Genomic DNA, 25062 nt, shown 5'->3' on the forward strand with positions numbered 1-25062 from the left:
GTCATTCCTCCGTCGTCGCCGGTCCGGACGACGGGGCGTCGCCGAGCGCGATCTCCTTGGCCGTGGGGACCTCCTCCTCCATGGGCGGGTCCTTGTGCCGCAGCCGCGCGAAGACCGACCACGCGACCGCGACGAGCGGGACGGACACGACCGCGCCGAGGATGCCGGCGATGAGCGTGCCGGCCGTGACGGACAGCGCGACGACGACCGGGTGCAGCGAGACCTGCGCGCCCATGACGAGCGGCTGCAGGACGTGGCCCTCGAACTGCCCGATGAGGGCGATGCCGACGGTGACGATCAGCGCCGTGACGATCCCGTCCGCCGCGAGCGCCACGACGGCGGCGACGATCATCGCGGCCGGCGCGCCGATGATCGGGATGAACGCACCGATGAACACGAGCACGGCGAGCGGCGCGGCGAGCGGCACCCCGAGGACGCCCAGGAGGATCCCGGCGAGGATGCCGTCGATGATCGCGATGATCACGGTGCCGCGCGCGTAGCCGGAGAAGGTGTACCAGCCCGCACCTCCGGCGATCTTCCAGCTGTCGCGCGAGCGCGCCGGGAGCTGGTTGAGGAACCAGGTCCACATGTCCTTGCCGCGCGCGAGGAAGAACACCGTGCAGAAGATCGCGAGCGCGATCGCCGCGAACGCCTCGAACACCGAGCCCGCGCTCGCCGCGGCCTGGCTCGCGATGTCGCCGCCGTGCTCGACGATCCACTGACGCCCGTTCTCGATCCAGCCGTTGACGTCGTCCGCCGTGATCGACACGGGCAGCGGGCCGTTCTCGAGGAAGTCGAAGATCTCCTCGATGCCGGAGCTGAACTCGCCCGCGAGGCGCTCCCACTGCCCGGCGACCGAGGTGATGACGTAGGTGAGCAGCCCGGCGATGACGAGGACCGCGGACAGGATCGCGAGCCCGACCGCGAGGCCGCGCGGCATGACCCGGGCGTAGAAGTCCGTGACCGGGCGCAGCACCGACGTGATGACGAGCGCGAGGAACACCGCGACGAAGACGAGCTGCACCTGCGCCGTGGCGTAGAAGATGAGCGCGACCGCGGCGACGACCAGCAGCAGGCGCCACGACCAGCCCCCGGCGGTGCGCAGCCAGTGCGGGACCGACTCGTCGTAGCCCACGACGGACGGGTTGCGGCGGGCACCGGCCACCTTGCGCGCCTCCCGCGACGCGCCGGCGAGGTGCTTGAACGACCCCGCCGACCGCTCGTTCGCTCCGTTCGCGCGCGGGGTCGGGGGCGCGCCCTCGGGCGTCCGCTGCTCGTCGGTCACGCTCACCCCCGCCCGGTCGTGGCGCGCGCACGCGCTCTCCTGCGCCCAGTGTGCCCCAGGTCGTCCCGAGACGCGCCCGACCCGGGGGCGTGGCGTCGGTCGGCGCGGCCGGCGGACGGGATTCCGGATCGGCGGCCGGTCCGTGCTATGTTTTTGCCCGCACCGGAACGGCGGGAACGCCGCGAAGGTCCACTCGTCCGGGTGGCGGAATGGCAGACGCGCTAGCTTGAGGTGCTAGTGCCCTTTATCGGGCGTGGGGGTTCAAGTCCCCCTCCGGACACTCGTTGAGACAGTGACGACCGAGCGGGTCCAGGCACAGCCTGGGCCCGCTCGGTCGTTCCGCCCCCGCCCGCCGAGGCCTACTGCTGCGCCAGCGCGACGTGCATGCGGTGCTCGGGGTCGAGATGGTGGTCGTGCGTGTCCGTGCCGACGTCGAGCCGGACCCAGCGCAGCCGGCCCGTGAAGCGGCTCGTGCGCGTCGTGTACTCGGGCGAGACGCACGTGCCGGACTCGTAGCCGACGTCGGTCGTCTCGTCCGCGGAGAAGATCAGCGGCTGGGTGGCGTCGACCCGCCCGCTGCCGACCTTCGTGCCGTCGTGGTAGAGGGTGACGTCCCCGCCCTTGCCCAGGCCGCCGCCGTCGTACGCGAGCTCGGCGCGCAGCTCGAGGGAGCCCGTCGGCACCTGCTCGTCCGCCACGACGGCATAGTGCTGGATGCCGAGCACGTTGTAGAGGAACGTCAGCCGGCCGCCGTGGACGTACACGCTCCACCCGCCGAAGCGACCGCCCTGGGCGATGAGGACGCCCTCGACGGGCGTCGACGTCACCTCGACGCGCGCGGTCACGGAGAACGAGCGGTTCTTGACGTTGAGCACGCTGTTCTCCGACAGCCGTCCCATACCCGGGTAGAACGTCTGCGAGGTCCCGTGCAGCAGCGTGGGCCGTCCGGCGAGCGTCGGTCGACCCGCTCCCCCGTGCGGTCGTCCAGCGGCAGGACGCCGTACTTCACCGCCTCCACGAGCCACAGCCGCTGCAGCCTCGCGAGGAGGTCGGGGCGCTCGGCCGCGAGGTCGTGCGCCTGGGTGAAGTCGGTCGTGCCGTCGTACAGCTCCCACACGTCGTCGTCGAAGGCGGGCGTCGTGCCGCCGACGAGGATCCACGGCGTGCGGTGCTTGGTCACCGCGCTCCAGCCCCGGTGGTAGATGCCGCGGTTGCCGAACATCTCGAAGTACTGCAGGTCGTGGCGCTCGGGGACGTCGGCGTCGTCGAACGCGTACAGCATGCTCGTCCCTCGATCGGGGACTGGAGCACGCCGTTGACCGTGGTCGGCTCGGGGATGCCCGCGGCCTCGAGGACCGTCGGGGCGATGTCGATGACGTGGGTGAACTGCGAGCGCAGCCCGCCCCGGTCGGTGATGGAGCGCGGCCAGTGCACGATGGTCCCGTTGCGCGTGCCGCCCCAGTGCGACGCGACCTGCTTGGTCCACTGCAGCGGCGCGTTCATCGCCCACGCCCACCCGACGGCGTAGTGGTTGTACGAGCTGGGCGAGCCGAAGTCGTCCATCTTCGAGCGCATGAACTCGGGCGTCTCGAGCGCGGCCATGCCGTTGAAGTTCGCCATCTCGTTGAACGCGCCCTGCAGCGTGCCCTCCGCGGACGCCCCGTTGTCGCCGACGATGTAGTAGACGAGCGTGTCGTCCAGGACCCCCAGGTCCTCGAGCGTGTCGACGAGCCGCCCGACGTGGTGGTCGGTGTGCTCCAGGAAGGCGGCGTACACCTCCATCTGGCGCGCGAGGACCGGCTTGAGGTCGTCCGGCATCTCGTCCCAGGCGGGGATCTCGTCGTGGCGCGTCGTGAGGTCCGCGTCCGCGGGCACGACCCCGAGCCCCTTCTGCCGGGCGAAGGTCCGCTCGCGCAGCACATCCCAGCCGTCGTCGAACGCCCCGCGGTACCGCTCGATCCACTCGGCCGGGACGTGGTGGGGCGCGTGCGTCGCGCCCGGCGCGAAGTACACGAAGAACGGCTTGTCGGGCATGAGGGCCTTCTGCTGGCGCATCCACGCCACGGCGTGGTCGGCGAGGTCCTCCGTGAGGTGGTAGCCCTCCTCGGGCGTCGCGGGCGGCTCGACCGGACGCGTGCCGTCGTACAGGGCGGGGTCCCACTGGTTGTTCTCCCCGCCGATGAAGCCGTAGAACGTCTCGAAGCCGCCTCCCGCCGACGGCCAGGCGTCGAACGGGCCCAGCGGCGAGGCCTGCCACACGGGCACCTCGTGGCACTTGCCGAACTGCGCCGTCGAGTAGCCGTTGAGGCGCAGCGTCAGCGCCAGCGGGGCCTTCGTGTTCGGACGCACCGAGCTGTTGCCGGGCGCGGACGTCGCGGTCTCGGTGATGCTGCCCATGCCGACGGAGTGGTGGTTGCGGCCCGTGAGCAGCGCCTGGCGCGTCGGTGCGCACAGCGCCGTGGTGTGGAAGCGGTTGAAGCGCAGCCCACCCGCCGCGAGACGTTCCGCGGTCGGCGTGCGGCACGGGCCGCCGAACGCGCTCGACGCCCCGAAGCCCACGTCGTCGAGCAGCACGACGAGCACGTTCGGCGCGCCCTCGGGCGGCAGCAGCGGCGTGATCGGCGGGTACGACGTCTCGGGGTCCTTCGCGTCGTACGTGGTGAGCCCGGGAGCCGTGCGGTCCGGGATCGGGAGCATCGCTCGGGCGTGTCGGTCAGGACGCATCACGGACTCCTCGCTGCCGGTGGCGGGCCACGGGGCCGACGCTAGGAAGACGTCGCGGTGACGCGCATCACGCAGGATGGGTGAGACGGCGCCCGTCCGCACAGCCCGCGCACAGCACCGCAACAGGCGCCCGCCCGGCGACGGACCCAGACTGGTCGCATGACCGCCGCACCGCTCGCCGCCGGGCGTCCCGCCGACCAGCCACGCCTCACCCGTCCCGACGGGTCGCCCGTGCGCGTCCTCGTGGTCGACGACGAGCCCAACCTCGCCGAGCTGCTCACGTCCGCGCTGCGCTACGAGGGCTGGGACGTCTCGACCGCGCTCGACGGCCACGCCGCGATCCGCACGGCCCGCGAGACGGGACCGGACGTCGTCGTGCTCGACGTCATGCTGCCCGACATGGACGGGCTCACCGTCCTGCGCCGGCTGCGCGAGCGCGACACCGACGTCCCGGTGCTGTTCCTCACCGCCCGTGACGCCGTCGAGGACCGCGTCGCCGGCCTGACGGCCGGCGGCGACGACTACGTCACGAAGCCGTTCAGCCTCGAGGAGGTCGTGGCACGGCTGCGCGGGCTGCTGCGCCGCGGCGGCGCGTCCGCCGCGCAGGAGGACGCCGTGCTCGTCGTCGGGGACCTCGAGCTCGACGAGGACTCCCACGAGGTGCGGCGCGCCGGCGAGGAGATCCGCCTCACCGCCACCGAGTTCGAGCTCCTGCGGTTCCTCATGCGCAACCCGCGGCGCGTGCTGTCCAAGGCGCAGATCCTCGACCGGGTGTGGAACTACGACTTCGGGGGCCAGGCGAACATCGTCGAGCTCTACGTGTCCTACCTGCGCCGCAAGATCGACAAGGGTCGCGAGCCCATGATCCATACCCTGCGGGGCGTGGGCTACGTGCTCAAGCCGGCCGCGGGCACGCCGCGTGCCTGACGCCGTCGCCGCTCGGCCCGCGCCGCCCCGGCCGACGACGCTGCGCCGCCGGCTCGTCGTCGTCCTGGTGGGCGTGCTGCTGCTCGTCACCGCGGCGCTCGCCACGACCTCCGCGCTCGCTCTGCGCGGCCAGCTCGTCGACGAGCTGGACCAGTCCCTCGTCGAGGCGGGCCGGCGCGAGGAGCGCCCGCCCGGTCTCGACCGCCCTCCGGACGGCGCCCCGGGCGCCGACTCGGGCGCCGACCCGCTCGCGGGCGCAGCGCCCGCCGGCGACGACCCGGCCCGGTTCCCGTTCGGGGTCGGCCCCGGCACGGTCGTCGTGCGCTACGACGACGACACCCTCGCGCTCGCGGGCTACGTGACCACCGCGGGCACGTTCACGCAGCTCGACGACGAGCAGGTGGAGGCGTTCGCCGCCGTGCCCGTCGACGGGCGCCGCACGACGTCGACGCGCCCGGCCTCGGCGGCTACCGCGCCGTCGCCACGACGCGCGACGACGGGTCCCTGAGCGTCGTCGCGCAGAGCACCGCCGACGTCGACGCGACCGTGCAGCAGTACGTGCTCGTCGAGGTCGTCCTCGGCCTCGTCGGTCTGGTCGGCGCCGCCGCCCTCGGCACCTGGCTCGTGCGCCGGGCCCTGCGCCCGCTCGACGACGTCGCGGCGGCGGCGGGCCGCGTGTCCGAGCTCGAGCTCGCGCGCGGGGAGATCGACACCATCCCGCGCGTCCCCGACGACCTCACCGACGGACGCACCGAGGTGGGCCAGGTCGGCTCCGCGCTCAACCGCATGCTCCAGAACGTCGAGGCGTCGCTCGTCGCGCGGCACGAGTCCGAGACGCAGGTACGTCGCTTCGTCGCCGACGCGAGCCACGAGCTGCGCACCCCGCTCGCGTCGATCCGCGGGTACGCCGAGCTCGTGCGCCGCTCCCCCGACGTCGTCCCGCCCGACACGGCGCGCGCGCTCGACCGCATCGAGTCGGAGGCCGTGCGCATGACCGGCCTCGTCGAGGACCTCCTGCTCCTCGCGCGCCTCGACGCGGGACGGCCCCTCGACCGCGAGCCGGTCGACCTCGCCGCGCTCGCGGTCGACGCCGTCACCGACGCCCACGCCGCAGGCCCCGGCCACGACTGGGGGCTCGAGCTGCCGGGCGGCGAGGACCCGGACGACGTCGACCTGCACGTGACGGGCGACGAGGCGAGCCTGCGGCAGGTGCTGGCCAACCTGCTCGCCAACGCGCGCACGCACACGCCGCCCGGGACCCGGGTCGACGTGCGCGTGCGCGACGAGGACGGGTCCGTCGTCGTCGAGGTGGCCGACGCCGGCCCGGGGATCGCGCCCGCGCTGCGCCCCGTGCTGTTCCGGCGGTTCGCGCGCGGGGACGAGGCGCGCAACCGCGCGGGCGGGTCGACCGGGCTCGGCCTCGCGATCGTCGACGCGATCGTCGCGGCCCACGGCGGGACGATCACCGTCACCTCGGCCACCGCGGACGATCCCGGTCCGACCGGGACGACGGTCGCGGTCCGCCTGCCCCGGGCGTGACGTGCCGCGCCGCCGGCCCGTGCGCGCGCCGGGGGCCCGCGTCAGGTGGTCGCGCGGGGCGGCCCCGCGGGCGGCAGCCGCACCTGCGCGCGCAGCCCGCCGAGCGGCGACTGCGCCAGCACCACGTCGCCGCCGTGCTCGCGCGCCGTCTCGCGGGCGATCGCCAGCCCGAGGCCCGTGCCGCCCGCGTCCCGCTCGCGCGCCTCGTCGAGCCGGGTGAAGCGCTCGAAGACCCGCTCGCGGTCGGCCGCGTCGATGCCCGGCCCGTCGTCGTCGACCACGAGGCTGCCCGGGCCCGCCGTCACGCGCACGCGGGAGGTGGCGTGCCGGAGCGCGTTGTCGACCAGGTTGCGCAGGATCCGGGCGACGGCGGCCCGGTCGCCGCGCGCCGTGGCCGCGCCCTCCCGCGTCGCGCCGTCGGCGTCGAGGTCGAGGTCGAGGTCGAGGTCGAGGTCGAGGTCCACCGACACCGTGACGCCACGCCGGCCGTCGCGCCCCTCCTGCTCCTCGCTCCGACCCTCGGCCTGTCCTCGCCCCGGCGGCGGCGTCGACGTCCCGACGACCTCCCGCGCCAGCTCGCCGAGGTCGACGACGTCCTCCGCGGGGGGCCGCGCGCCGAGCCGCGCGAGCACGAGCAGGTCGTCGACGAGGGCCTGCAGGCGCCGCACCTCGTCCTCGAGCTCGGCGGCGAGCTCGTCCCCCGGGTACGCGTCGGGGTGCAGCCGCGCGACCTCGATGCTCGCGCGCAGCGCCGCCACGGGCGAGCGCAGCTCGTGCGCCGCGTCGGCGACGAACGACCGCTGCCGGGTGGCGGCCGCGCGCAGGCTGTCGAGCATGGTGTTGAGCGTCCGCGCGAGCGCCGCGAGCTCGTCGTCGGTGCGCGGGACGGGCAGCGCGCCCGGCCCGCCGGACCGCGCGATGGACTCCGCGCCGCGGCGCAGCTCCTCGACGGGCGACAGCGCCCTGCCCAGCACCGACCAGGTCACCCCGGCCGCCACGAGCGTGAGGAGCGGGACGACGACGGCGAGCGAGAGCCGCAGCGCACGGACCACGCCCTCCACCTCCCGCAGCGGCACGGTCGCCACCGCGGTGCGGCCGTCCGCGCCGTCGACGGGCGCCACCGCGACCCGCGCCGCGGCGTCGTAGGCGCTGTGGTCCGTGCCCGCGACGCGGACCCCGCCCGCGGCGACGGCCTCGGCGCGCAGCGCCGCGAGCTCGTCCACCGGCAGGACCGGCAGCGTCCGGCTCGCCGTCGCCGAGGAGGCGAGGACCTGCCCGGCAGGTCCCACGAGCTGCGCGACCTCGCCGGGCTCGGCGACGGGCAGCACGTCCGGCACCTGGTCGCTCGCCGCGAGCGCGGCGACCAGCCGGGCGCGCTCGCGCGCGATGTCGTCGAGCGCCGCGACCCGCCCGGCCGACACCACGGCGGACAGCGCGAGCGCGCCCACGACGAGCGCGGCGGCGAGCAGGAGCGACGCGGCCGCGGTGAGCCGGGCCCGCAGGGACCACGCGCGACGCCTCACGACGGGGCGGGTCCGGGCGACGGGGCGGGACCGGCTCCGTGCGGCGTCGCGGGCACGGCGAGGCGGTAGCCGGCACCGCGCACGGTCTCGATGACCGCCTGGCCGAACTTGCGCCGCAGGTACCCGACGTACACCTCGACGACGTTGAGCCCGTCGCCGGCGGCGTCCCACACGTGGTCGCGCAGCTCGCCCTTGCTCAGCACCTGCCCCGGCCGCCGCATGAAGTACTCGAGGAGCGCGAACTCGCGCGCGGTGGTCTCCACCTCGTAGCCGCGCTGGGTCACGACGCGCGTGGACGGGTCCAGGGTGAGATCGCCGACCGCCAGGACGGCGGGGCGCGGCTGCGGCCCGCGGCGCACCAGGGCACGGACCCGCGCGACGAGCTCGACGAACGAGAACGGCTTCGTCAGGTAGTCGTCGGCGCCGAGGTCGAGCCCGTCGGCGATGTCGTACTCGCCGTCCTTGGCGCTGAGGATCAGCACCGGGGTCCAGACCTGGAGGTCGCGCAGCCGCGCCACGACGTCGTACCCGTTGAGCCCGGGCAGCATGATGTCGACGAGGACCGCGTCGAACGCGCCGGAGGCGGCCAGCTCGAGGCCGCGCCGGCCGTCGAGCGCCACGTCGACCGCGAACCCCTCCGCGAGCAGGCCGCGGCGCAGCGCACGGGCGACGCCCCGCTCGTCCTCGACCACCAGCACCCGCACGCCGACAGCATGGCACCCCGGCGCCGCCGTCGCGGTGCCGAGCGGCGCACGACGTTCTCAGCGTGGCCTCAGCAGCCGTGTGCCACGGTGAGGCCATGGCAGCCGAACCCGTCCCCCCGTCCTCCCGCGCCGTCGCCGGCGGGCCGTCGCGCCGCGCCCGCTGGGTCGTCCCGGCCGTGGTCGGCGCCGTCGTCGCCGGGGCGTTCGCCGCCCCCGCGCTCGTCGCGTCCGCCGACGCCGACCTGCCCGAGCTCACGCCCGCCGAGCTGCTGGCGAAGGTCGCCGACGCCGACCCGGTCCCCCTGTCCGGGACGGTGGTCCACACCGCTCGTCTCGGACTGCCCGACCTCCCGCTCGAGGAGCTCCAGGGCGCGAGCCCGCTCGACCTGCTCGGCGGCAGCTCGACCGTCCGGGTGTGGTCTGACGGCGAGGACCGCTCGCGCGTCGCGCTGCTCGGCGACCTGTCGGAGTTCTCGGTCGTGCGGGACGGGCCCGAGGCGTGGACGTACTCGAGCCGCGAGGACGAGGTCGTCCACTACACGGTCGCGCCCGACGACCTGGCGGCCTACGAGGAGCTCGACGAGACGGCGCGCGCCGGGGCCGGGCCGGACGTCGCGGGCGACCTCCCGACGCCGGAGCAGGCCGCGGACGCCTCGTGGCCTACGCGGGGCTGTCGACGGACCTCTCGGTGGGCACGGCGACGCAGGTCGCGGGCCGCGACGCCTACCAGCTGGGCCTCGTGCCGCGCACCGACGGCACCCTCGTGGAGCGGGTGCTCGTCGCCGTGGACGCCGAGACCTCCACACCGCTGCGCGTGCAGGTCTGGAGCACGCAGGACGCCCGGACCCCCGCGCTGGAGATCGGGTTCACCGACGTGTCCTTCGAGGCCCCGGACGGCGGCGTGCTCGACTTCTCCGCGCCCGCCGGGGCGTCGACGCGCGAGGTCGAGGTCCCGCTGCCCGACCCGGCGGACCACCGGCCCGGCCGGGCCGACGCCCTGACGGCGGTGCCCGAGGGCGTGTCGGTCAGCGGCACCGGGTGGGAGACCGTCGTCGCGGTCGACGGCGTGGACGTGGCCGGCCTGCTCGCCGGCGACCCGGCCTCGGCGGCGGCGCTGCCCGGCGTCGAGCGCAGCTTCGGCTCCGCCGGCGCGAGGACCTCTACGGCGAGCTCGTCGGCGAGGACGGCGCCCCCGGTCTGCCGGAGGTCGACGCCACGGGGATCTACGACCAGCTCACGCAGGAGGTGCCGGAGGGTCGTCTGCTGTCCTCGGCGCTGCTGTCGGTGCTCGTGACCGACGACGGCCGCGTCCTCGCCGGGGCGGTGCCCCCCGAGGTGCTGCGCGACCTCGCATGAGGAGCGTGCCGAGCACGACGTCCGGTGCCCCCGGGCACGACCTCGCGGTGCGCACCCGCGGCCTGACCAAGCGGTTCCGCTCGGGTCAGGTCGCGGTGGACGGGGTGGACCTCGAGGTGCCCCGCGGAGCCGTCTACGGCTTCCTCGGGCCCAACGGCTCCGGGAAGACCACGACGCTGCGCATGGTGCTGGGTCTGGTCGCCCCGACGTCGGGCACGGCCACGCTCCTGGGCGAGCCGATGCCGGGGGCGGGGCCGCGCGTCCTGCCGCGCGTCGGCGCTCTCGTCGAGGGCCCGGGGTTCCACCCGTACCTGTCCGGGCGGGCGAACCTCGAGCGCCTCGACGCCGTGGACGCGACCGCCGACCCGCGGACCCGCGAGCGCCGGACCGCCGCGGCCCTCGACCGCGTCGGGCTCGCCCCGGCGGCGCGCAAACCGTTCCGCCAGTACTCGCTCGGCATGAAGCAGCGGCTCGGGCTGGCCGCGGCCCTGCTGCGCCCGCGCGACCTGCTCGTCCTCGACGAGCCGACCAACGGGCTCGACCCGCAGGGCACGCGCGAGGTGCGCCACCTCCTGCGCGAGCTGGCCGACGCCGGCACGACCGTCCTCGTCTCGTCGCACCTGCTGGGCGAGGTCGAGCAGGTGTGCAGCCACGTGGGCGTCATGAGCCGCGGACGGCTCCTCGTCCAGGGCCCGCCGCACGAGCTCGCCGCCGACGCGGAGACGACGGTCGTCGTGACCACCACCGTGGCGTGCGTCGACGGCGCGGGGCGTCTCCTCGCGGACCTCGGCCTCACCGACGTACGGGTCGAGGGGACGGTGCTGACCGCGCGCCTGGGCCTGGTCGCCCCGGAGAAGATCTCGGCGGCGATGGTCGGCGCCGGGCTCGACCTCGTCGGGCTCGAGGTGCGCCGGCCGAGCCTGGAGAGCCTGTTCGTCGAGCTGACCGGGGAGGGCTTCGATGTCGCGCGCTGACGTGGCGCCGGTCGAGGCACCGGCCGGGCCGCCGACCCGTGCGCACGGCGCCTTCGGCAGGCTGCTCGCGAGCGAGCTCCGCCTCGTCCTGGGCCGCCGCCGCAACCTCGTGCTGCTCGCGGGGCTCGCCCTCGTCCCCGTCCTCATCGGCACGGTCGTCCTCGTCACCCAGGACACCGCGGTCGGCGCGGGCGGGCCGCCGTTCCTCGACCGGGTGACGGGCAACGGCCTGTTCCTCGTGCTCACCGCGCTCGTCGCGTGCCTGCCCCTGCTGCTCCCCCTCGTGATGGGCATCGTCGCGGGCGACGCCGTCGCCGGGGAGGCGCAGGCCGGCACGCTGCGCTACCTCCTGCTGGTCCCCGTGCCGCGCACCCGGCTCCTCGTCGCGAAGGCGCTCGCCGTGCTGGTGTTCGCCGCGTGCACGGTCCTCGCGATCGCCCTGTCCGGGCTCGTCACGGGGGCCGCGTACTTCGGCGTCGGCGACGTGACCCTGCTGTCCGGCGACACGGTGCCGATGGCCGAGGGCCTGCTGCGGACCGCGGGCATCGTCGCGTACGTCGGGCTGTCGCTCACCGGCCTCGGCGCGGTCGGGCTGTTCTTCTCCACCCTGACCGAGGTCCCGGTCGCCGCGATGGCGGCGACCGTCGTCGTCGCCGTCGTCTCCGGCGTGCTCGACGCCCTCCCCCAGCTCTCGGCCGTGCACGGCGCGCTCCTCACGCACCACTGGCTCGACGTCGGCGAGCTGCTGCGCACGCAGGTCGACCTCGGCGTGCTCGGGCAGGGCCTCGCCGTGCAGGCCGCGTGGGCCGCGGTCTTCGGCGCGCTCGCCTGGAGCCGCTTCACGACGGCCGACGTGTCGTCCTGAGGCGAGGGGCCGACGAGCGCCCACGGCGGCACGGGACGGCCCGGGGCACCCAGGTGCGAGCGCGGGTCCGCCTGCGCACGATGGCGGAGCCGCCCGGACGACCGTGCGGCCCGTCGACACGAAGGAGGACCACGATGCGCGCCGTCGTCTACCGCGGACCGAAGCAGGTCGAGGTCACCGACGTCCCGGACGCCCGGGTCGAGGAGCCCACGGACGCCCTCGTCCGGATCACGACCACGAACATCTGCGGCTCCGACCTGCACATGTACGAAGGACGGACCACCGTCGAGGAGGGCAAGGTCCTCGGCCACGAGAACATGGGGATCGTCGAGGAGGTGGGCAGCGGCGTCGGCCGGGTGCAGGTCGGGGACCGCGTGAGCGTCCCGTTCAACATCGCGTGCGGCACGTGCCGCAACTGCATCGCAGGCTGGACGTCGTTCTGCCTGCGCACCAACCCGACCGAGGGCATGGTGGGCGCCGCCTACGGGTACGCCAACATGGGCCCGTACGACGGGGGCCAGGCCGAGGTCCTGCGCGTGCCCTACGCGGACTTCAACCTCCTGGAGCTGCCGGAGGGCACGGACCACGAGAACGACTTCACGATGCTGTCCGACATCTTCCCCACGGGCTGGCACGGCACCGAGCTCGCCGGCGTCTCCCCCGGTGACGACGTCGCGGTCTTCGGCGCGGGCCCCGTCGGCCTCATGGCCGCGCACAGCGCCCTGATCCGTGGTGCGTCGCGGGTGTTCGTCGTCGACAAGGAGCCCGACCGGCTGCGCCTCGCCGAGGAGATCGGCGCGCAGGGGGTCGACTTCTCGGCCGGCGACCCGGTCGAGCAGATCATGGACGCCACGCTCGGCCGCGGGGTCGACAGCGGCGTGGAGGCCGTCGGCTACCAGGCGCACGACCCGTCCGGCGAGGAGCACCCCGAGCTCGTGCTCGACAACCTCGTCCAGGTGGTGCGCGCGACCGGCGGGATCGGCGTCGTCGGCGTGTACATGCCGCAGGACCCCGGAGCGGACGACGAGGGTGCGCAGCAGGGGCGGATCGGCTGGGACTACGGCACGTTCTTCACCAAGGGCCAGCGCATGGGCACCGGCCAGGCGCCGGTCATGCGCTACAACCGCCAGCTGCGCGACCTCATCGTCGCGGGCCGGGCGCGGCCGTCGTTCATCGTCTCGCACGAGCTCGGGCTCGGCGAGGCCGCGGACGCGTACGCGCACTTCGACGCGCGCGACGACGGCTGGACGAAGGTGCTGCTCAAGCCGGCCGCCTGACGGTCACCGACCTCCCGGCGCCCCTCGCCCACGGCGGGGGGCGCCGTCGCGCGCCCGGCCCGGCCCGGGAGCCTCCCGCGCCACGGACACCGCCCACGCGACGAGCGGCACCTGGAGCGGAAGCCTGCCCCACGCGACAGCAGGCCTGCGGGCCCACGCCCGGGCGCGGGACGGGAGTCGAGGGCCATCTTCACGTTCCCCGGGAAGACGCCGACGAGCAGGACCGCGCTGGCCGTCCCGGCGAGCCGGCGCGTCGGCGGCAGCACGAGCCCGGCGGCGCACGCGAGCTCGGCCAGCCCGCTCCCCACGACCCAGGCCCTCGCCGGGCCGAGACCGTGCGGGATCAGCGGCTCGAACACCCGCGGGCGGACGAGGTGGAGCACGCCGGACGACCCGAGCAGGGCCGCGAGCCCGACGGCGGAGACGGTGCGAGGGCGCATCGGTCGAGGCTACGGGCGGCGGCCACGCCACGCCCGGCGCTGCAGGGACGACGCACCGCTTGGCACACTTTTCAACGCTGACCTCGCTGTGCTCCCGTGTCGGAGCGCCCCGGTAGGGTTTCGGACGTTCCGGACAGAAACCGCGACACCACCGATGCCGACCGCCGTGCGGCCGTCAGACGACGAGGAGAACGCCTCACCATGATGGGTGCCAACCACGCGGCGACGGGAGCCGCCGCCTGGATCGCCGTGACGTCCACCGCCCCGTTCGCCCTCGGCTGGCACCCCGTGTCGTCCGTCGGCGTCATGACGGGCGCGGTCGTGTGCGCGGGCGCGGCGCTCCTGCCCGACGCCGACCACCACAACGGCACCTTCGCGCACTCCCTGCCGCCCGTCAGCGAGTGGGTGTCCGACGCGGTGGAGGCGATCGCGGGCGGGCACCGCCAGGGCACGCACTCGGTCCTCGGCATCGCGGTGTTCACCGCGCTCGCGTGGCTCGCCGGCCTCGTCACGGTCGAGACGGCGGCGTTCGGCACCGTGTACGTCGGCGGCGGCGTGCTCGCCGTCCTCCTCGTCGCGCTCGCCCTCAAGGCGCTCAAGCTCACCCGCCGCGGGAGGCTCGCGCCGTGGTTGACATCGCTCACCGTCGCCGCGCTCGTCGCGCTGTTCGCGCCCGAGGAGTGGAACTGGCTCCCCGTCGCCGTGGGCCTCGGCGTCACCGTGCACATCCTCGGCGACGTCCTCACCACCAACGGTGCCCCCCTGCTGTGGCCCGTCAAGGTGCGCTCGCCCCGGTGGGTGCGGCGCTCCCTCGTCGTCGACGACGTCTGGCGCCCGAGCGGCAGCTTCGCCCTGCCCCTGCTCGGCTCCACCGGCTCGGTGCGCGAGTGGCTCCTCGCGACCGCGGTCGGGACGTACGCCGTCGTCGGGTTCGTGTGGTCCGCGCTCGACCAGATGGGCTTCGACACGCTCGGCACCTGGGACCGGCTCCTCGCGGCGGTCCGGGCGACCGCCGCCGTGGCCCTCTGAGCGGCAATTCCGTTGCCCCGCCGCGGGGACCGATGAGACGGTCGGTGCCGAGCCGCCCGCCCGTCGGGCACGAGGGAAGGAGGACGCCATGCGCCGCACGAGCCGTGCCTGCGTACCCCCCACCCTCGGGAGCGCCGCCCGCCGCTGAGCCGGGCCACCGTGCGCTCCCCGCCCGAAGGAGCCACCACCGTGCCCGAGCACGACCTTTCCGCACCCGAGCCCGGAGTCCTCGACGCCGCGCTCGACGTCGACCAGCGCTGGTCGACCTGGTCCACCGTCGAGAAGGGGCAGCGCGGCCCCGCACCGCGCCCCGCCTGGGTCGTCACCGCCGACGCCGCCGTGGACACCGAGCTCGGCGTCCTCAAGACCGGCAAGGAGGCGGACGTCTTCCTCGTCGAGCGCGCCGTCCCCGGCGACCCCGCGCAGCGGTCGCTGCTCGCCGCCAAGCGCTACCGCGACCTCGACCACCGCGCGTTCCGGCGCGACACCCTCTACACCGAGGACCGCCGCGTGCGCCGCACGCGCGACCGCCGCGCCCTCGAGCGCGGGTCGTCCTACGGCCGCCAGGTCGCGGCCGGGCAGTGGGCCGCGGCGGAGTTCGCGGCGCTCGGCGAGCTGTGGTCGGCGGGCGTCCCCGTCCCCTACCCCGTGCAGATCGACGCCGGCGAGATCCTCATGGAGTTCGTCGCACGAGCGACGGCGCCCTGCACGTCGCCGCGCCCCGGCTCGCCCGTGCACGCCCGGACGCGGAGCTCCTCGCGTCCTGGTGGGACCAGGTGCGCGACGCCATGGCGGTCATGGCCCGTCTGGGGTACGCGCACGGGGACCTGTCGCCCTACAACGTGCTCGCCGACGACGACCGCCTCGTGATCATCGACCTGCCGCAGGTCGTCGACCTCGTCGCGAACCCGCTCGGCACCGAGCTGCTCCTGCGCGACTGCCGGACGATGGCCGCATGGTTCGCCGCCCGCGGCCTCGACACGGACGCCGACGAGCTCTTCGCCACGCTCCTCGCTCAGGCCTGGTGACGGGCGGCACGGGAGAACGCGGCACGGTAGAACGGGGGCATGGAGTCCTACGACAGCGACGACGTCCAGACGTTCCTGGCGACCTTCGGCGTGGCGGTGAGCACCGGCGACCTCGACGCCATCGCCGACACGTACGCGTTCCCCGCGCTCGTCGTGGACGCGACGACGTCCGAGGTGGTGCCCGACCCGGACGCCGTCCGCGACGCCGCCGTGCGCACGGCGCGCGGGTACCGCGAGCGCGGGCTCGTCGGCCCGGTCGCGCACCTGGAGGACGTCGAGGAGGTCGGCGACGCGCTCGTGTGGGCGCGCGTGCGCTGGAGCTACCGCGACGAGTGGGCGAACGAGCAGGACTCGACGACGGTGCGCTACCTGCTGCGCCGTGCCCGCGACACGTTCGAGGTGTGCGTCGAGGTGCGGCTGGACCCGCGCGAGGTCTGAGGTCGACGACGGGGCGCCCGCCGGGTGCGCGCACGCCCGGCGCGCGTCACCGGAAGTCCCGGGACGTCGTCGCGACCTGGAGCGAGAGCGGGGCCAGGTGCTCCGCGACGAGGTTCGTCGCGCCGTCGGCCCGCTCGAGCCGCCCCCGGACCACGAGCGCCGCGGACGTGCGCGCGACCTTGCGGAACCGTCGCCACAGCCCGGCCGAGCACACGACGTTGAGGATGCCCGTCTCGTCCTCCAGGGACAGGAACGTCACGCCGCCGGCCGTGCCCGGCCGCTGGCGGTGGGTGACGACACCCCCGACGGCGACGCGCGACCCCGGCCGCTCCCCGGCACCCGTCCGGTCCGCGCGCTCGATCTCCTCGGCGGTGCGCACCGCGCCCGCGACGGTGAGCACGCCCGCGGCGTCGAGCCCGCCGCGCACGTACTGGGTCGGGTAGGAGTCGGCGGACACGCCCGTGGCCCACACGTCCGCGACGGCGGTCTCGACCTCCGACATGCCGGGCAGCGCCGGCGCCTCGACGCCGACGCTCACGCCCGGGAGCGTGTCCGGGCCCTCCTGGGACAGCGCGCCCGCGGCCCACAGCGCCTCGCGCCGCGTCACGCCGAGCGAGTCCGTCGCGCCGGCGGTCGCGAGACCCTCGAGCTGGGCGGTCGTGAGGTCGACGCGCCGCACGAGGTCGCGCAGGTCCCGGAACGGCCGGGACGCCTCGTCGCCCGACGACGCGCCGCCGTCGCGCGCCGCGACGACGCGCTCCGCGGCCTGCGTGCCGAGCCCGCGCACGCTCGCGAGCCCGAGCCGCACCGCGAGCCCGAGGTCCGGCTCCGGCCCGAACGCGGTGTCGATCCGCGGAGGCTCGGCACGACCGGGAGGGGGCGGGTCCCCGCCCCCTCCCTCGTCCTCGGGCAGCCGCTCGACCGTCGCCTCGACGTCGGACGCGTTGACGTCCGGGCGCAGCACCGTCACGCCGTGGCGGCGCGCGTCCGCGACGAGCGACTGCGGCGAGTAGAACCCCATGGGCTGCGCCGCGAGCAGCCCGGCGTAGAACGCGGCCGGGTGGTGCACCTTGAGCCACGAGCTCGCGTAGACGAGGAACGCGAACGAGTACGCGTGCGACTCGGGGAACCCGAAGTCGGCGAACGCCTTGAGCTTGTCGTAGATCTCCTCGCGCACGCCCGGGTCGTCGACCCCCTTCCTCCGCATACCCGCCATGAGCCGCTCGCGCAGCGCCTCCATCCGCTCGACCGACCGCTTGGACCCCATCGCGCGGCGCAGCTGGTCCGACTCGGCGGGCGTGAAGTCCGCGACGTCGATCGCCATCTGCATGAGCTGCTCCTGGAACAGCGGCACGCCGAGCGTCTTGCCGAGCGACTTCTCCAGCAGCGGGTGCAGGAACGTCACGGGCTCGCGCCCCCGCGCACGGTTGATGTACGGGTGGACCGACCCGCCCTGGATCGGCCCGGGCCGGATGAGCGCGACCTCGATGACGATGTCGTAGAACCGGCGCGGGCGCAGGCGCGGCAGCGTCGCCATCTGCGCGCGCGACTCCACCTGGAACACCCCCACGGTGTCGGCCGCGCACAGCAGGTCGTACACCGCCGGGTCGTCCTCCGGCAGCGTGTGCAGCTCGAGCTGCGCCCCCTCGTGGCGCTCGACCAGCCCGAACCCGATGCGCAGCGCCGTGAGCATCCCGAGCCCCAGCAGGTCGAACTTCACGAGCCCCGCGTCGGCGCAGTCCTCCTTGTCCCACTGCAGGACGGTGCGCCCCTCCATGCGCGCCCACTCCACCGGGCACACCTCGATCACGGGCCGGTCGCACATGACCATGCCGCCCGAGTGGATCCCGAGGTGCCGCGGCAGACGCAGCATCCGGTCGGCGAGGTCGATCACCTCGCCGGGGATCTCGCCGTCCTCCGCGGCCGACGGCGGCCGGTGCGCGGGCACGACGTCGTGCGTGTCGTCCGCGCGCAGCGCCTCCTCGGCGAGCGGGTCGACGACGCGCGGCTGCGGGCCCCACAGCGCCGTGACGCGTGCGTCCTTGGCCGCGGTCCTCGTGACGGTCCTGGCCGCGACGGCCTTCTCCTTGGCCCGGCGGTCGGCCGCCGGCGACGACGGGTCCGGGCCGCGCAGGGAGCCCCACTGCTCGATGGACTTGCTCCACGCGTCCGCCTGGCCGACGTCGTACCCGAGCGCCCGCGCGGCGTCGCGCACCGCGGACTTCGGGCGGTAGGAGATGACGTTCGCGACCTGGGCGGCGTGCGTGCGCCCGAACCGGGCGTAGACGTGCTGGATGACCTCCTCGCGCCGCTCGGACTCGATGTCGACGTCGATGTCGGGCGGGCCGTCGCGCTCGGGCGCGAGGAAGCGCTCGAACAGCAGGCCGTGGCGCACCGCGTCGACCGCGGTGATGCCGAGCGCGTAGCAGACGGCCGAGTTGGCGGCGGACCCGCGCCCCTGCGCGAGGATGCCGTTGACCCGGCAGAACTCCACGAGGTCGTACACGACGAGGAAGTACCCGGGGAAGCCGAGCTCCTCGATGACGCGCAGCTCGTGGTCGATCTGCGCCCACGCGCCCGGGACGCGCTCGCCGCCGCCCTGCCCCGGACGCGGCCCGTAGCGGTCCTCCGCCCCGCGCCGCACGAGCTCGCGCAGCCACGTGGTCTCCGTGTGGCCGTCGGGCACCGGGTAGGGCGGCAGCTGCGGCGCGACGAGGCTCAGGTCGAACGCGCACTCGTCCCCGAGCGCCGCCGCCGTCGCCACGGCCTCCGGGAACCGGTGGTGGCGCGCGAGCATCTCGGCCGCCGAGCGCAGGTGCGCGGTCGGTGCGCCCGGCAGCCAGCCGTCCATGTCGTCGAGCGCGGACCGCGCCCGCACGGCCGCGAGCGCCCCGGCGAGGTCGGCGTCGGCCGGGCGGGCGTAGTGGGCGGCGGTGGTCGCCACGACCGGGAGCCGCGCGTCGGCGGCGAGGTCGGCGAGCGCGGCGTGCAGGTCGGCGGTGCGGGGGTCGTCGTCGGCGGTGATCTCGACGGCGACGTTCCCGGCCCCGAAGACCGCGACGAGCCGGTCGAGCTCGCGGCGTGCGGCGGCCCGGCCGTCGGTGACGAGCGCGCGCCGCACGGCGCCCTTGCGGCACCCGGTGAGGACGAGCCACTCGCCGCCCGCCTGCTCGCCGAGGTGCTCGAGCCGGTAGTCGGCGGCGCCCTTGGTGCCCGTCGCGAGGTGCGCGGTGGCGATCGCGCTCGACAGGTTCCGGTAGCCCTGCGGGCCCCGCGCGAGGACGAGCAGGTGGGTCGCGCGCGGGTCGGGCACGCCCGTCGGTGGGTCGAGCACCGGCGCGCCCGACGGCGCCCGGTCGCCGGACCCTGCAGGGACCGGCAGGTGCAGCTCGGCGCCGAACACGGTCGGCAGCCCCACCTTGGCGGCGGCCTGGGCGAACCGGACGACGCCGTACAGGCCGTCGTGGTCGGTGATCGCGAGCGCGGACAGGCCGAGGCGAGCCCCCTCCGCGGCGAGCTCCTCGGGGTGGGAGGCGCCGTCGAGGAAGCTGAACGCGGAGTGGGCGTGGAGCTCGGCGTACCGGGGGGTGCGCGGCATCAGTCGTACACCCCCTCGACGGTCCAGCGGCCCTGGGCGCTCGCGAGGAGGAGCCCGCGCCCGTCGTCGAGCAGCACCTGCAGGTGCACGCGCCGCCGGGGCGCGGGGCCCCACCAGCGCTCGGCGAGCGGCCACGGCCCGGCCCAGTCGACGACCACGGCCTCCCCCGGCCCGGCGCCGTCGGTCCGGACGCCGGTCCGCCCCTCCCGGGGCCCGTCGGGGTCCTCGCTCGTCGGCCACCGCACGACCGCGGGCTCGCCGCTCATGGCCAGCCGGGCGTCGACGACGACGGGACGGGCCGCGGCGTCGAGCACCGCGACGTCCGGGGGCACCCCGGGCACGACGGCGGGTGCCGGGCTGGGCCGCGCCCCGGGCCAGGGACGCTCCGGGTCGCGCGGCGTCGCGACGTCCTCGCCGAACGGCACGAGGTGGACGCGGTCGACGGCGTCGCGACCGCCCTGGAGACGCACGTGCAGCACGGCGTCCCCGCCGAGGAGCCCCTGGACGCGGCCGAGGGCGCGGTGGGCGCGCTGGTCCTCACCGCTCGACGCGCCCCACAGGCGCGGCTGCTCGGCGCCCGCGGGCACGACCTCCTCGGCGGTGAGGGCGAGGTGGGCGAGCGGGGCGCGTCGGGCACGGCGACGGTGCCGGCCCCCGCCCGGAGGCGCGGACCGAGGCCGTCGTGAGCCAGCCCTCGAGCTGCCAGCGCACCCGGTCGGTGATGCGCGCGGGGCTCAGCACGCCCGTCGGGCCGTCGAGCCGCCACGTGCGCTCAAGCTCGCCGCCCTCGGTCGTGCGCGCGGTGATCCGCATCCGGCCGGCGACGAGCGAGCGCGTGACGAGCTGGTCGTGCAGGTCCTCCGCGAGCCGGCGCGCGGCGAAGGTCGCGACGTCGACGCGCTCGGCGGGCGGGTCGAGCTCGGTCGCGACCGCGACGTCCGGCTCGACGCGCCGGCGGGCGGGCGGGCGCAGGTCCTCCCCGCGCGCGAGCCGGTGTGCCCACGCGCCGGTCGCGCCGAAGCGCCCCTCGACGGTGTCCGCGGGCAGGGCGGCGAGCGCGCCGAGCGTGCGGACGCCGAGCCGGTCGAGGAGCTGCACGAGGTCGGCCACGGCGACCGCGACGTCGGGGCGGGTCGCGACGTGCACGAGGTCGCCCGCAGGCCGTGCGGCGAGGAAGTCGGCCGACCGCCCGGGCGGGACCACCGACGACGAGCGCGCGGCGAGCACCGCGGCGAGGATGCCGTCCGCGACCCCCACCTGGGCCTCGTGGCCCGTGCGCTCGACGACGCGGGCGACGAGCGCCTCGGCGAGCGCCGCGTCCGAGCCGTGGTAGCGGCTCGCGCCGCCCGCGGGCAGGAGCAGCAGGCCGGGGCGCGTGATCTCCAGGCCCGCGACGACGGTCTCGGCGGCGAGCGCGACGGGCTCGAACTCGCGGGCGTCGCGCGCGTCGTCGACGTCGAGCAGCTCGAGCTCGGGGCAGCACTCCCGGGCCCGGCGCCGGCGCATGCCGCGGCGCACGCCCGCCGCGCGCGCCGTGGCGGAGACGGCGACGACGCGGCGGCCGTCGTGCGTCGCGGCGGGGACGTGCGGCGGGATCTCGCGGACCGCCATCGCGGCGAGCACGGGCCAGTCCGGCACCCACAGCGCGGCTGTCCGGGTCGGTACGCGGGTCGGTGGGCGAGGCGTGCGGGTGGTCGGCCCCGTCCCGCGCGGCGTCGCGGCCTGCACGGTGCGCCCGCTCATCCGACGAGCCTCAGGCCGGGCTGCTCCGCGCCGGCGGCGGCGAGGGCCCGGTCGGTCCGGTGCTCGGGGCCGTCCCCGCGGCGTGCGAGGTGCCGCTCGGCATCACGTGCGACGTCGCGCGCGGCCTCCCGCTCGAGGAGGTAGGCGGGCCAGCCCGCGCGCCCCACCGGCAGCTCGACCTCGAGGCGGGCCGGGCGCGCCGCCCCCGCGCGCCCGGCCCGCTCGACGTGCAGCGTGCGGCGGCGCAGCCACCCGGCGCCGCGGTCGGCGCCGGACCAGGCCCCGCCCGTGACGGTGAGCGCGACGTGCGCGCCGGGCCAGGTCGCCGCGGCGACGAGGACGGTCCCTCGCTCGCGGGCCCGCGCGACGACGCGCCGGCGGTCGGCGTCCGTGAGGGCCGCCGCGGGCCCGACGACCACGACGTCCATGCCGTCGACGAGCGCCGCGACGGCGACCGCCGCGTCCGGACCGGGGCGCGGCACGAGGGCGAGCCGGCCGAGGTCGACGCCCGCGTCCGCCGCGGCCAGGAGCCCGACCTCGGGGAAGCCGACCGCCGTCGTCCACGCCCCGGCCGCCGAGGCACCCGCGACGAGCGCGAGCAGCAGGCTCGTCGAGCCGCGCACGGCGAGGACGGTGCCCCGCTCGAGCGCGCCGGCGGGCAGCAACGGGGCAAGGTCCTCGTGCACGGGCCAGGACCGCTCGTCGGGCACCGCGGTCCGCGGGGCGGCGGGGACGCGACGCCGGGCCGGCGGGACAGGGCGCACGGCGGACCCGACGACCTCCGGAGCCGCGACCGGGCCCACGGCCGGGCCCGGGGCAGCGGCGGCGCGGGGCGCGGCGGCCCGGGACGCGGTGGCCCGGGACGCGGTGGCGAGCGCGGGACGCGCGTCGTGCCGGCGGACCCCGGTCCGCTCCTCCGCCCGGAGCAGCGCGGCACGGGCCCTCGCCGCGCGGTCGGACCGCTCGGCCGGGTCGGCGAGGACGCTCATGCTCGCCTCCAGGTCGTGCTCGTGCCCACGGCGCGCGCCCTGCCCGTGGCCGCGTCGTGTTCGAACGCCTGTTCGAACACCTCCAGTGTTCGACCACCCTGTGGAGCGTGTCAACTCCGCCCGCGCAGCCCGCCGGTTTCGTCCGGGATACCCCGCTCGCAGGCCCGAGAACCCTCGACCAGCACTCGAGGGTCGCCCCGCAGACCCTCGACCGGCGCTCGAAGGTCGCCCCGTGGCCGGCAGGTCCGGCGCGCAGGTGCGGGCACCCCCGCGGGACCGCACGATGGAGCGCATGGCCATCCACGTACCGCTCGACTCGCGACCGCCCGCACCCGACCCGTACTCCCTGCTGCCGCAGGTGCCGCTGTTCACGCTCGAGAGCACCGACGTGACCGACGGCCGGACGATGCCGGACGCGCACGTCGCCTCCGGCGGCAACACGTCCCCCGCGCTCGTGTGGTCCGGCTTCCCCGAGGGCACGCGCTCGTTCGTCGTGAGCTGCTTCGACCCGGACGCCCCCACGCCCGCGGGCTTCTGGCACTGGACGCTGGCCGACCTGCCCGCCTCCGTCACGGCGCTCGAGACCGGGGCCGGGGCGCCCGACGAGGCCGCGCTGCCGGGGGACGCCTTCCACGTGCGCCACGACGGGGGCGGCCTCGGCTACACGGGCGCCGCCCCGCCGCCCGGCGACCGCCCGCACCGGTACGTCTTCGCGGTGCATGCGCTCGGTGTCGACTCGCTCGCCGACGCGGCCGGGCTCGGGCCGGACGCCACGCCCACGGCCGTCGCGTTCAACGCGCTGTTCCACACGCTCGGGCGGGCGACGCTCACCGCCACGTACCAGGCCGCGGCCTGACCGGCCGTCGCGCCGCCCCGGCCGGGTTCGGACCTCCCGGCCCGGGCGGCGCGACGAGTACAGTCGGGCACGCCCCGACGTCGCACCCCGGTGGAAGGACCATGGACGCACCGACGACCCTGCCCACGCTCGGCTCGCTCCGGTGGGAGCCCGCGCTCGACCACCTCGACCTCGTCGCGCCGGTGACCGCCGACGCCCTGCGCCGCTGGGCGGACGCGGACCCCGACGTCGCCGCGGGGGTGGCCGTCACGGAGATCGACCCCGGCCTCGCGGACACGGCGACGCTCAACGAGGCCTTCTCGCTGCCGGTGGAGGCGTCGGCGAACTGCGTCGTCGTCGGCGGCACGCGTGCCGGGGACGAGCGGATCGCGGCCGCCGTGGTGCGCGCGCACACGCGCGCGGACGTCAACACGCGCATCCGCAAGCTGCTCGACGTCCGCAAGGCGTCGTTCCTGCCGACCGACCGCGCGACGGCCGAGTCCGGCATGGAGTACGGCGGCATCACCCCCGTGGGGCTGCCCGCCGCCTGGCGCGTCCTCGTCGACGCGCGTGTGGTGGCCGACGGCGAGCCCGCCCTGATCGGCAGCGGCGTGCGCCGCTCGAAGCTGCTCCTGCCGGGCGCGCTGCTCGCGCGCCTGCCCGGCGTCGAGGTGGTCGACGACCTGGCCGTGCCGGTCGGCTGAGGCAGCGGCGGCGCCCGGCCGGGGCCAGGACCCCTGCCGTCGGGTGCTCAGCTCTCGGCGCGGCCCTCGCGCCAGTAGCCCATGAAGGCGACGGCGCGGCGGTCGACGCCGAGCTCGGCGACGAGGTGGCGGCGCAGCGTCTTGATGCACCCCGCCTCGCCCGCGAGCCACGCGTACAGGACGGTGTCCTCCTCGAGCAGGCCGGGCACCTCCCACAGGATCGAGGCGTCGACGTCGACGTCCTCGAGGTCCTCCGCCGTCGCGCACTGCGTGGGCGGGTCGGCGCCGAGGACGCCGGCGCCCAGCATGCGCTCGGCCGCCTCCTTGACCGTGGGCACGAGCAGCGCGCCGTGCGCGCAGCCCGTGCCGTCAGCCGTCGACGGCTCGGCCGTGTCGCGACCGAGCCACGTCACGCGCACGCCGGGCGGGGCGACGAGCTCGCGCGCGTCGGCCGCGTGCGGCACCTCGACGTACACCTCGCCCCAGGCCGTCGCGGGCAGGTCCTCGCAGATGGCGGCGATCGCGGGCAGCGCCGTCTCGTCGCCCGCGAGCAGCAGCGCGTGCTCGCGTGCCGGCGGGCGGAACTCGATGCCGCCGACGGGCCCGTCGCACCGCGCGTCGGGGCCGAGCAGCACGAGCGGCGTGCCGGGCTCGGCGGCGAGCGCCCAGCGCGAGGCCGGGCCGGCGTCGCCGTGCAGGACGACGTCGACGTCGACCTCGCGCACCTCGGGACGCACCGCGACCGTCGTGTACGTGCGCAGCGGGTTGCGCCGCTCCTCCGGCTGGGCGCGCCACGCGGCGTACCACTCGTCGGCGTCGCGCACGAGGTGCTCGTAGCCGCCGTCCGGTGCGGGCAGGACGAACTTGATCCGGACGTCGAGACCGGGGTCTGCGAAGTGCTCGAGATCCGGCCCAGTGAAGGTGAAGCGGCGGTAGCTCGGCGTGATCTGCTCGACCCGCACGACCTCGACGTCGAAGAAGCACCAGGGCCGGGCAGCCCGGGCGGCGGGCCGCGAGGGTGCGCGGCGGGCGGTCCGAGGGGCGGCGACGGTCTGGCTCACACAGGTGAGGCTAACCTGCCTGG

Annotated in this window: 20 protein-coding genes, 1 tRNA gene and 3 pseudogenes; 14 read left to right on the forward strand and 10 right to left on the reverse strand. The window is 76.1% G+C overall.

Going from position 1 to position 25062, the window contains the following annotated elements; all coding sequences use genetic code 11:
* Position 1: 1 nt before the first annotated feature.
* Positions 2-1285, reverse strand: coding sequence for an AI-2E family transporter (locus BJF88_RS01255; RefSeq protein ID WP_083648768.1), 1284 nt, complete (start codon positions 1283-1285; stop codon positions 2-4).
* Between the two features lie 195 nt (positions 1286-1480).
* On the opposite strand from BJF88_RS01255, the gene BJF88_RS01260 reads away from it, so the two are divergent.
* Positions 1481-1565 (forward strand) — tRNA-Leu (locus BJF88_RS01260).
* Between the two features lie 79 nt (positions 1566-1644).
* Here the strand turns inward: BJF88_RS01260 and BJF88_RS22820 are convergent.
* Positions 1645-4009 (reverse strand): annotated as a pseudogene (locus BJF88_RS22820) (arylsulfatase).
* 159 nt (positions 4010-4168) lie between these two features.
* Between BJF88_RS22820 and BJF88_RS01270 the strand changes: the two are divergent.
* The 3 genes from BJF88_RS01270 to BJF88_RS01275 are packed head-to-tail and all read left to right on the forward strand — an operon-like array spanning position 4169 to position 6475.
* Positions 4169-4936: a response regulator transcription factor gene (locus BJF88_RS01270; protein WP_075827449.1), complete on the forward strand. Its 768-nt coding sequence runs from the start codon at positions 4169-4171 to the stop codon at positions 4934-4936.
* Complete coding sequence (locus BJF88_RS17925; RefSeq protein ID WP_083648761.1) at positions 4929-5444, forward strand: hypothetical protein; 516 nt, start codon at positions 4929-4931, stop codon at positions 5442-5444. The genes BJF88_RS01270 and BJF88_RS17925 overlap by 8 nt, the downstream gene beginning before the upstream one ends.
* A 38-nt stretch (positions 5445-5482) precedes the next feature.
* A complete protein-coding gene (locus BJF88_RS01275) occupies positions 5483-6475 on the forward strand; it encodes a cell wall metabolism sensor histidine kinase WalK (protein WP_255371634.1) in 993 nt (330 codons plus the stop codon).
* A 41-nt stretch (positions 6476-6516) separates the two neighbouring features.
* Here the strand turns inward: BJF88_RS01275 and BJF88_RS01280 are convergent, their stop codons facing one another.
* Positions 6517-7998 carry a cell wall metabolism sensor histidine kinase WalK gene (locus BJF88_RS01280; protein ID WP_075827450.1) on the reverse strand — a complete coding sequence of 494 codons (1482 nt, stop codon included), beginning with the start codon at positions 7996-7998 and terminating at the stop codon, positions 6517-6519.
* Positions 7995-8702: a response regulator transcription factor gene (locus tag BJF88_RS01285; RefSeq protein WP_075827451.1), complete on the reverse strand. Its 708-nt coding sequence runs from the start codon at positions 8700-8702 to the stop codon at positions 7995-7997. Before BJF88_RS01285 ends, BJF88_RS01280 begins: the two co-directional genes overlap by 4 nt.
* Before the next feature lie 655 nt (positions 8703-9357).
* On the opposite strand from BJF88_RS01285, the gene BJF88_RS22825 reads away from it, so the two are divergent.
* From BJF88_RS22825 to BJF88_RS01305, 4 genes are all read left to right on the forward strand, one after another.
* Positions 9358-9996 carry a hypothetical protein gene (locus BJF88_RS22825; RefSeq protein WP_369824432.1) on the forward strand — a complete coding sequence of 213 codons (639 nt, stop codon included), beginning with the start codon at positions 9358-9360 and terminating at the stop codon, positions 9994-9996.
* A 58-nt stretch (positions 9997-10054) separates the two neighbouring features.
* Positions 10055-11032 (forward strand): ABC transporter ATP-binding protein, encoded by a 978-nt coding sequence (locus BJF88_RS01295; protein ID WP_075827452.1) that lies wholly within the window; start codon positions 10055-10057, stop codon positions 11030-11032.
* Complete coding sequence (locus BJF88_RS01300; RefSeq protein ID WP_083648763.1) at positions 11019-11897, forward strand: ABC transporter permease; 879 nt, start codon at positions 11019-11021, stop codon at positions 11895-11897. The genes BJF88_RS01295 and BJF88_RS01300 overlap by 14 nt, the downstream gene beginning before the upstream one ends.
* 134 nt (positions 11898-12031) lie before the next feature.
* Complete coding sequence (locus BJF88_RS01305; protein ID WP_075827454.1) at positions 12032-13174, forward strand: glutathione-independent formaldehyde dehydrogenase; 1143 nt, start codon at positions 12032-12034, stop codon at positions 13172-13174.
* Between the two features lie 254 nt (positions 13175-13428).
* Here BJF88_RS01305 and BJF88_RS22830 read toward each other — a convergent pair.
* Positions 13429-13614: pseudogene (locus tag BJF88_RS22830) on the reverse strand (hypothetical protein); the annotation flags it as partial.
* A gap of 201 nt (positions 13615-13815) precedes the next feature.
* Between BJF88_RS22830 and BJF88_RS01310 the strand changes: the two are divergent.
* From BJF88_RS01310 to BJF88_RS01320, 4 genes and pseudogenes are all read left to right on the forward strand, one after another.
* Positions 13816-14643, forward strand: coding sequence for a metal-dependent hydrolase (locus BJF88_RS01310; RefSeq protein ID WP_075827455.1), 828 nt, complete (start codon positions 13816-13818; stop codon positions 14641-14643).
* Between the two features lie 510 nt (positions 14644-15153).
* Positions 15154-15282 (forward strand): annotated as a pseudogene (locus BJF88_RS20790) (serine/threonine protein kinase); the annotation flags it as partial.
* A complete protein-coding gene (locus tag BJF88_RS20795; RefSeq protein WP_255371636.1) occupies positions 15261-15671 on the forward strand; it encodes an RIO1 family regulatory kinase/ATPase in 411 nt (136 codons plus the stop codon). The pseudogene BJF88_RS20790 and the gene BJF88_RS20795, both read left to right, overlap by 22 nt.
* Before the next feature lie 39 nt (positions 15672-15710).
* Positions 15711-16109, forward strand: coding sequence for a hypothetical protein (locus tag BJF88_RS01320; protein WP_075827456.1), 399 nt, complete (start codon positions 15711-15713; stop codon positions 16107-16109).
* A gap of 46 nt (positions 16110-16155) precedes the next feature.
* On the opposite strand, the gene BJF88_RS01325 is transcribed toward BJF88_RS01320, so the two are convergent.
* The 4 genes from BJF88_RS01325 to BJF88_RS19800 are packed head-to-tail and all read right to left on the reverse strand — an operon-like array spanning position 16156 to position 22439.
* On the reverse strand, positions 16156-19707 hold the full coding sequence (locus BJF88_RS01325; RefSeq protein ID WP_075827457.1) for an error-prone DNA polymerase: 3552 nt from the start codon (positions 19705-19707) through the stop codon (positions 16156-16158).
* A complete protein-coding gene (locus tag BJF88_RS20800) occupies positions 19707-20294 on the reverse strand; it encodes a hypothetical protein (protein WP_255371637.1) in 588 nt (195 codons plus the stop codon). The genes BJF88_RS01325 and BJF88_RS20800 overlap by 1 nt, the downstream gene beginning before the upstream one ends.
* Complete coding sequence (locus BJF88_RS01330; RefSeq protein ID WP_255371638.1) at positions 20245-21450, reverse strand: DNA polymerase Y family protein; 1206 nt, start codon at positions 21448-21450, stop codon at positions 20245-20247. The genes BJF88_RS20800 and BJF88_RS01330 overlap by 50 nt, the downstream gene beginning before the upstream one ends.
* Positions 21447-22439: a hypothetical protein gene (locus tag BJF88_RS19800; RefSeq protein WP_075827458.1), complete on the reverse strand. Its 993-nt coding sequence runs from the start codon at positions 22437-22439 to the stop codon at positions 21447-21449. The genes BJF88_RS01330 and BJF88_RS19800 overlap by 4 nt, the downstream gene beginning before the upstream one ends.
* A 292-nt stretch (positions 22440-22731) precedes the next feature.
* On the opposite strand from BJF88_RS19800, the gene BJF88_RS01340 reads away from it, so the two are divergent.
* The gene (locus BJF88_RS01340; protein WP_075827472.1) at positions 22732-23295 is read left to right on the forward strand and encodes a YbhB/YbcL family Raf kinase inhibitor-like protein; all 564 of its coding nucleotides are present in this window, start codon (positions 22732-22734) and stop codon (positions 23293-23295) included.
* Positions 23296-23396: 101 nt separating this feature from the next.
* Positions 23397-23978 carry a YbaK/EbsC family protein gene (locus BJF88_RS01345; protein WP_075827459.1) on the forward strand — a complete coding sequence of 194 codons (582 nt, stop codon included), beginning with the start codon at positions 23397-23399 and terminating at the stop codon, positions 23976-23978.
* Between the two features lie 47 nt (positions 23979-24025).
* Here the strand turns inward: BJF88_RS01345 and BJF88_RS01350 are convergent, their stop codons facing one another.
* A complete protein-coding gene (locus BJF88_RS01350) occupies positions 24026-25039 on the reverse strand; it encodes a siderophore-interacting protein (protein ID WP_075827460.1) in 1014 nt (337 codons plus the stop codon).
* Positions 25040-25062 lie beyond the last annotated feature (23 nt).

Origin of the sequence: Cellulosimicrobium sp. CUA-896, assembly GCF_001942335.1 — a bacterium.
Taxonomy (GTDB): Bacteria; Actinomycetota; Actinomycetes; order Actinomycetales; family Cellulomonadaceae; genus Cellulosimicrobium.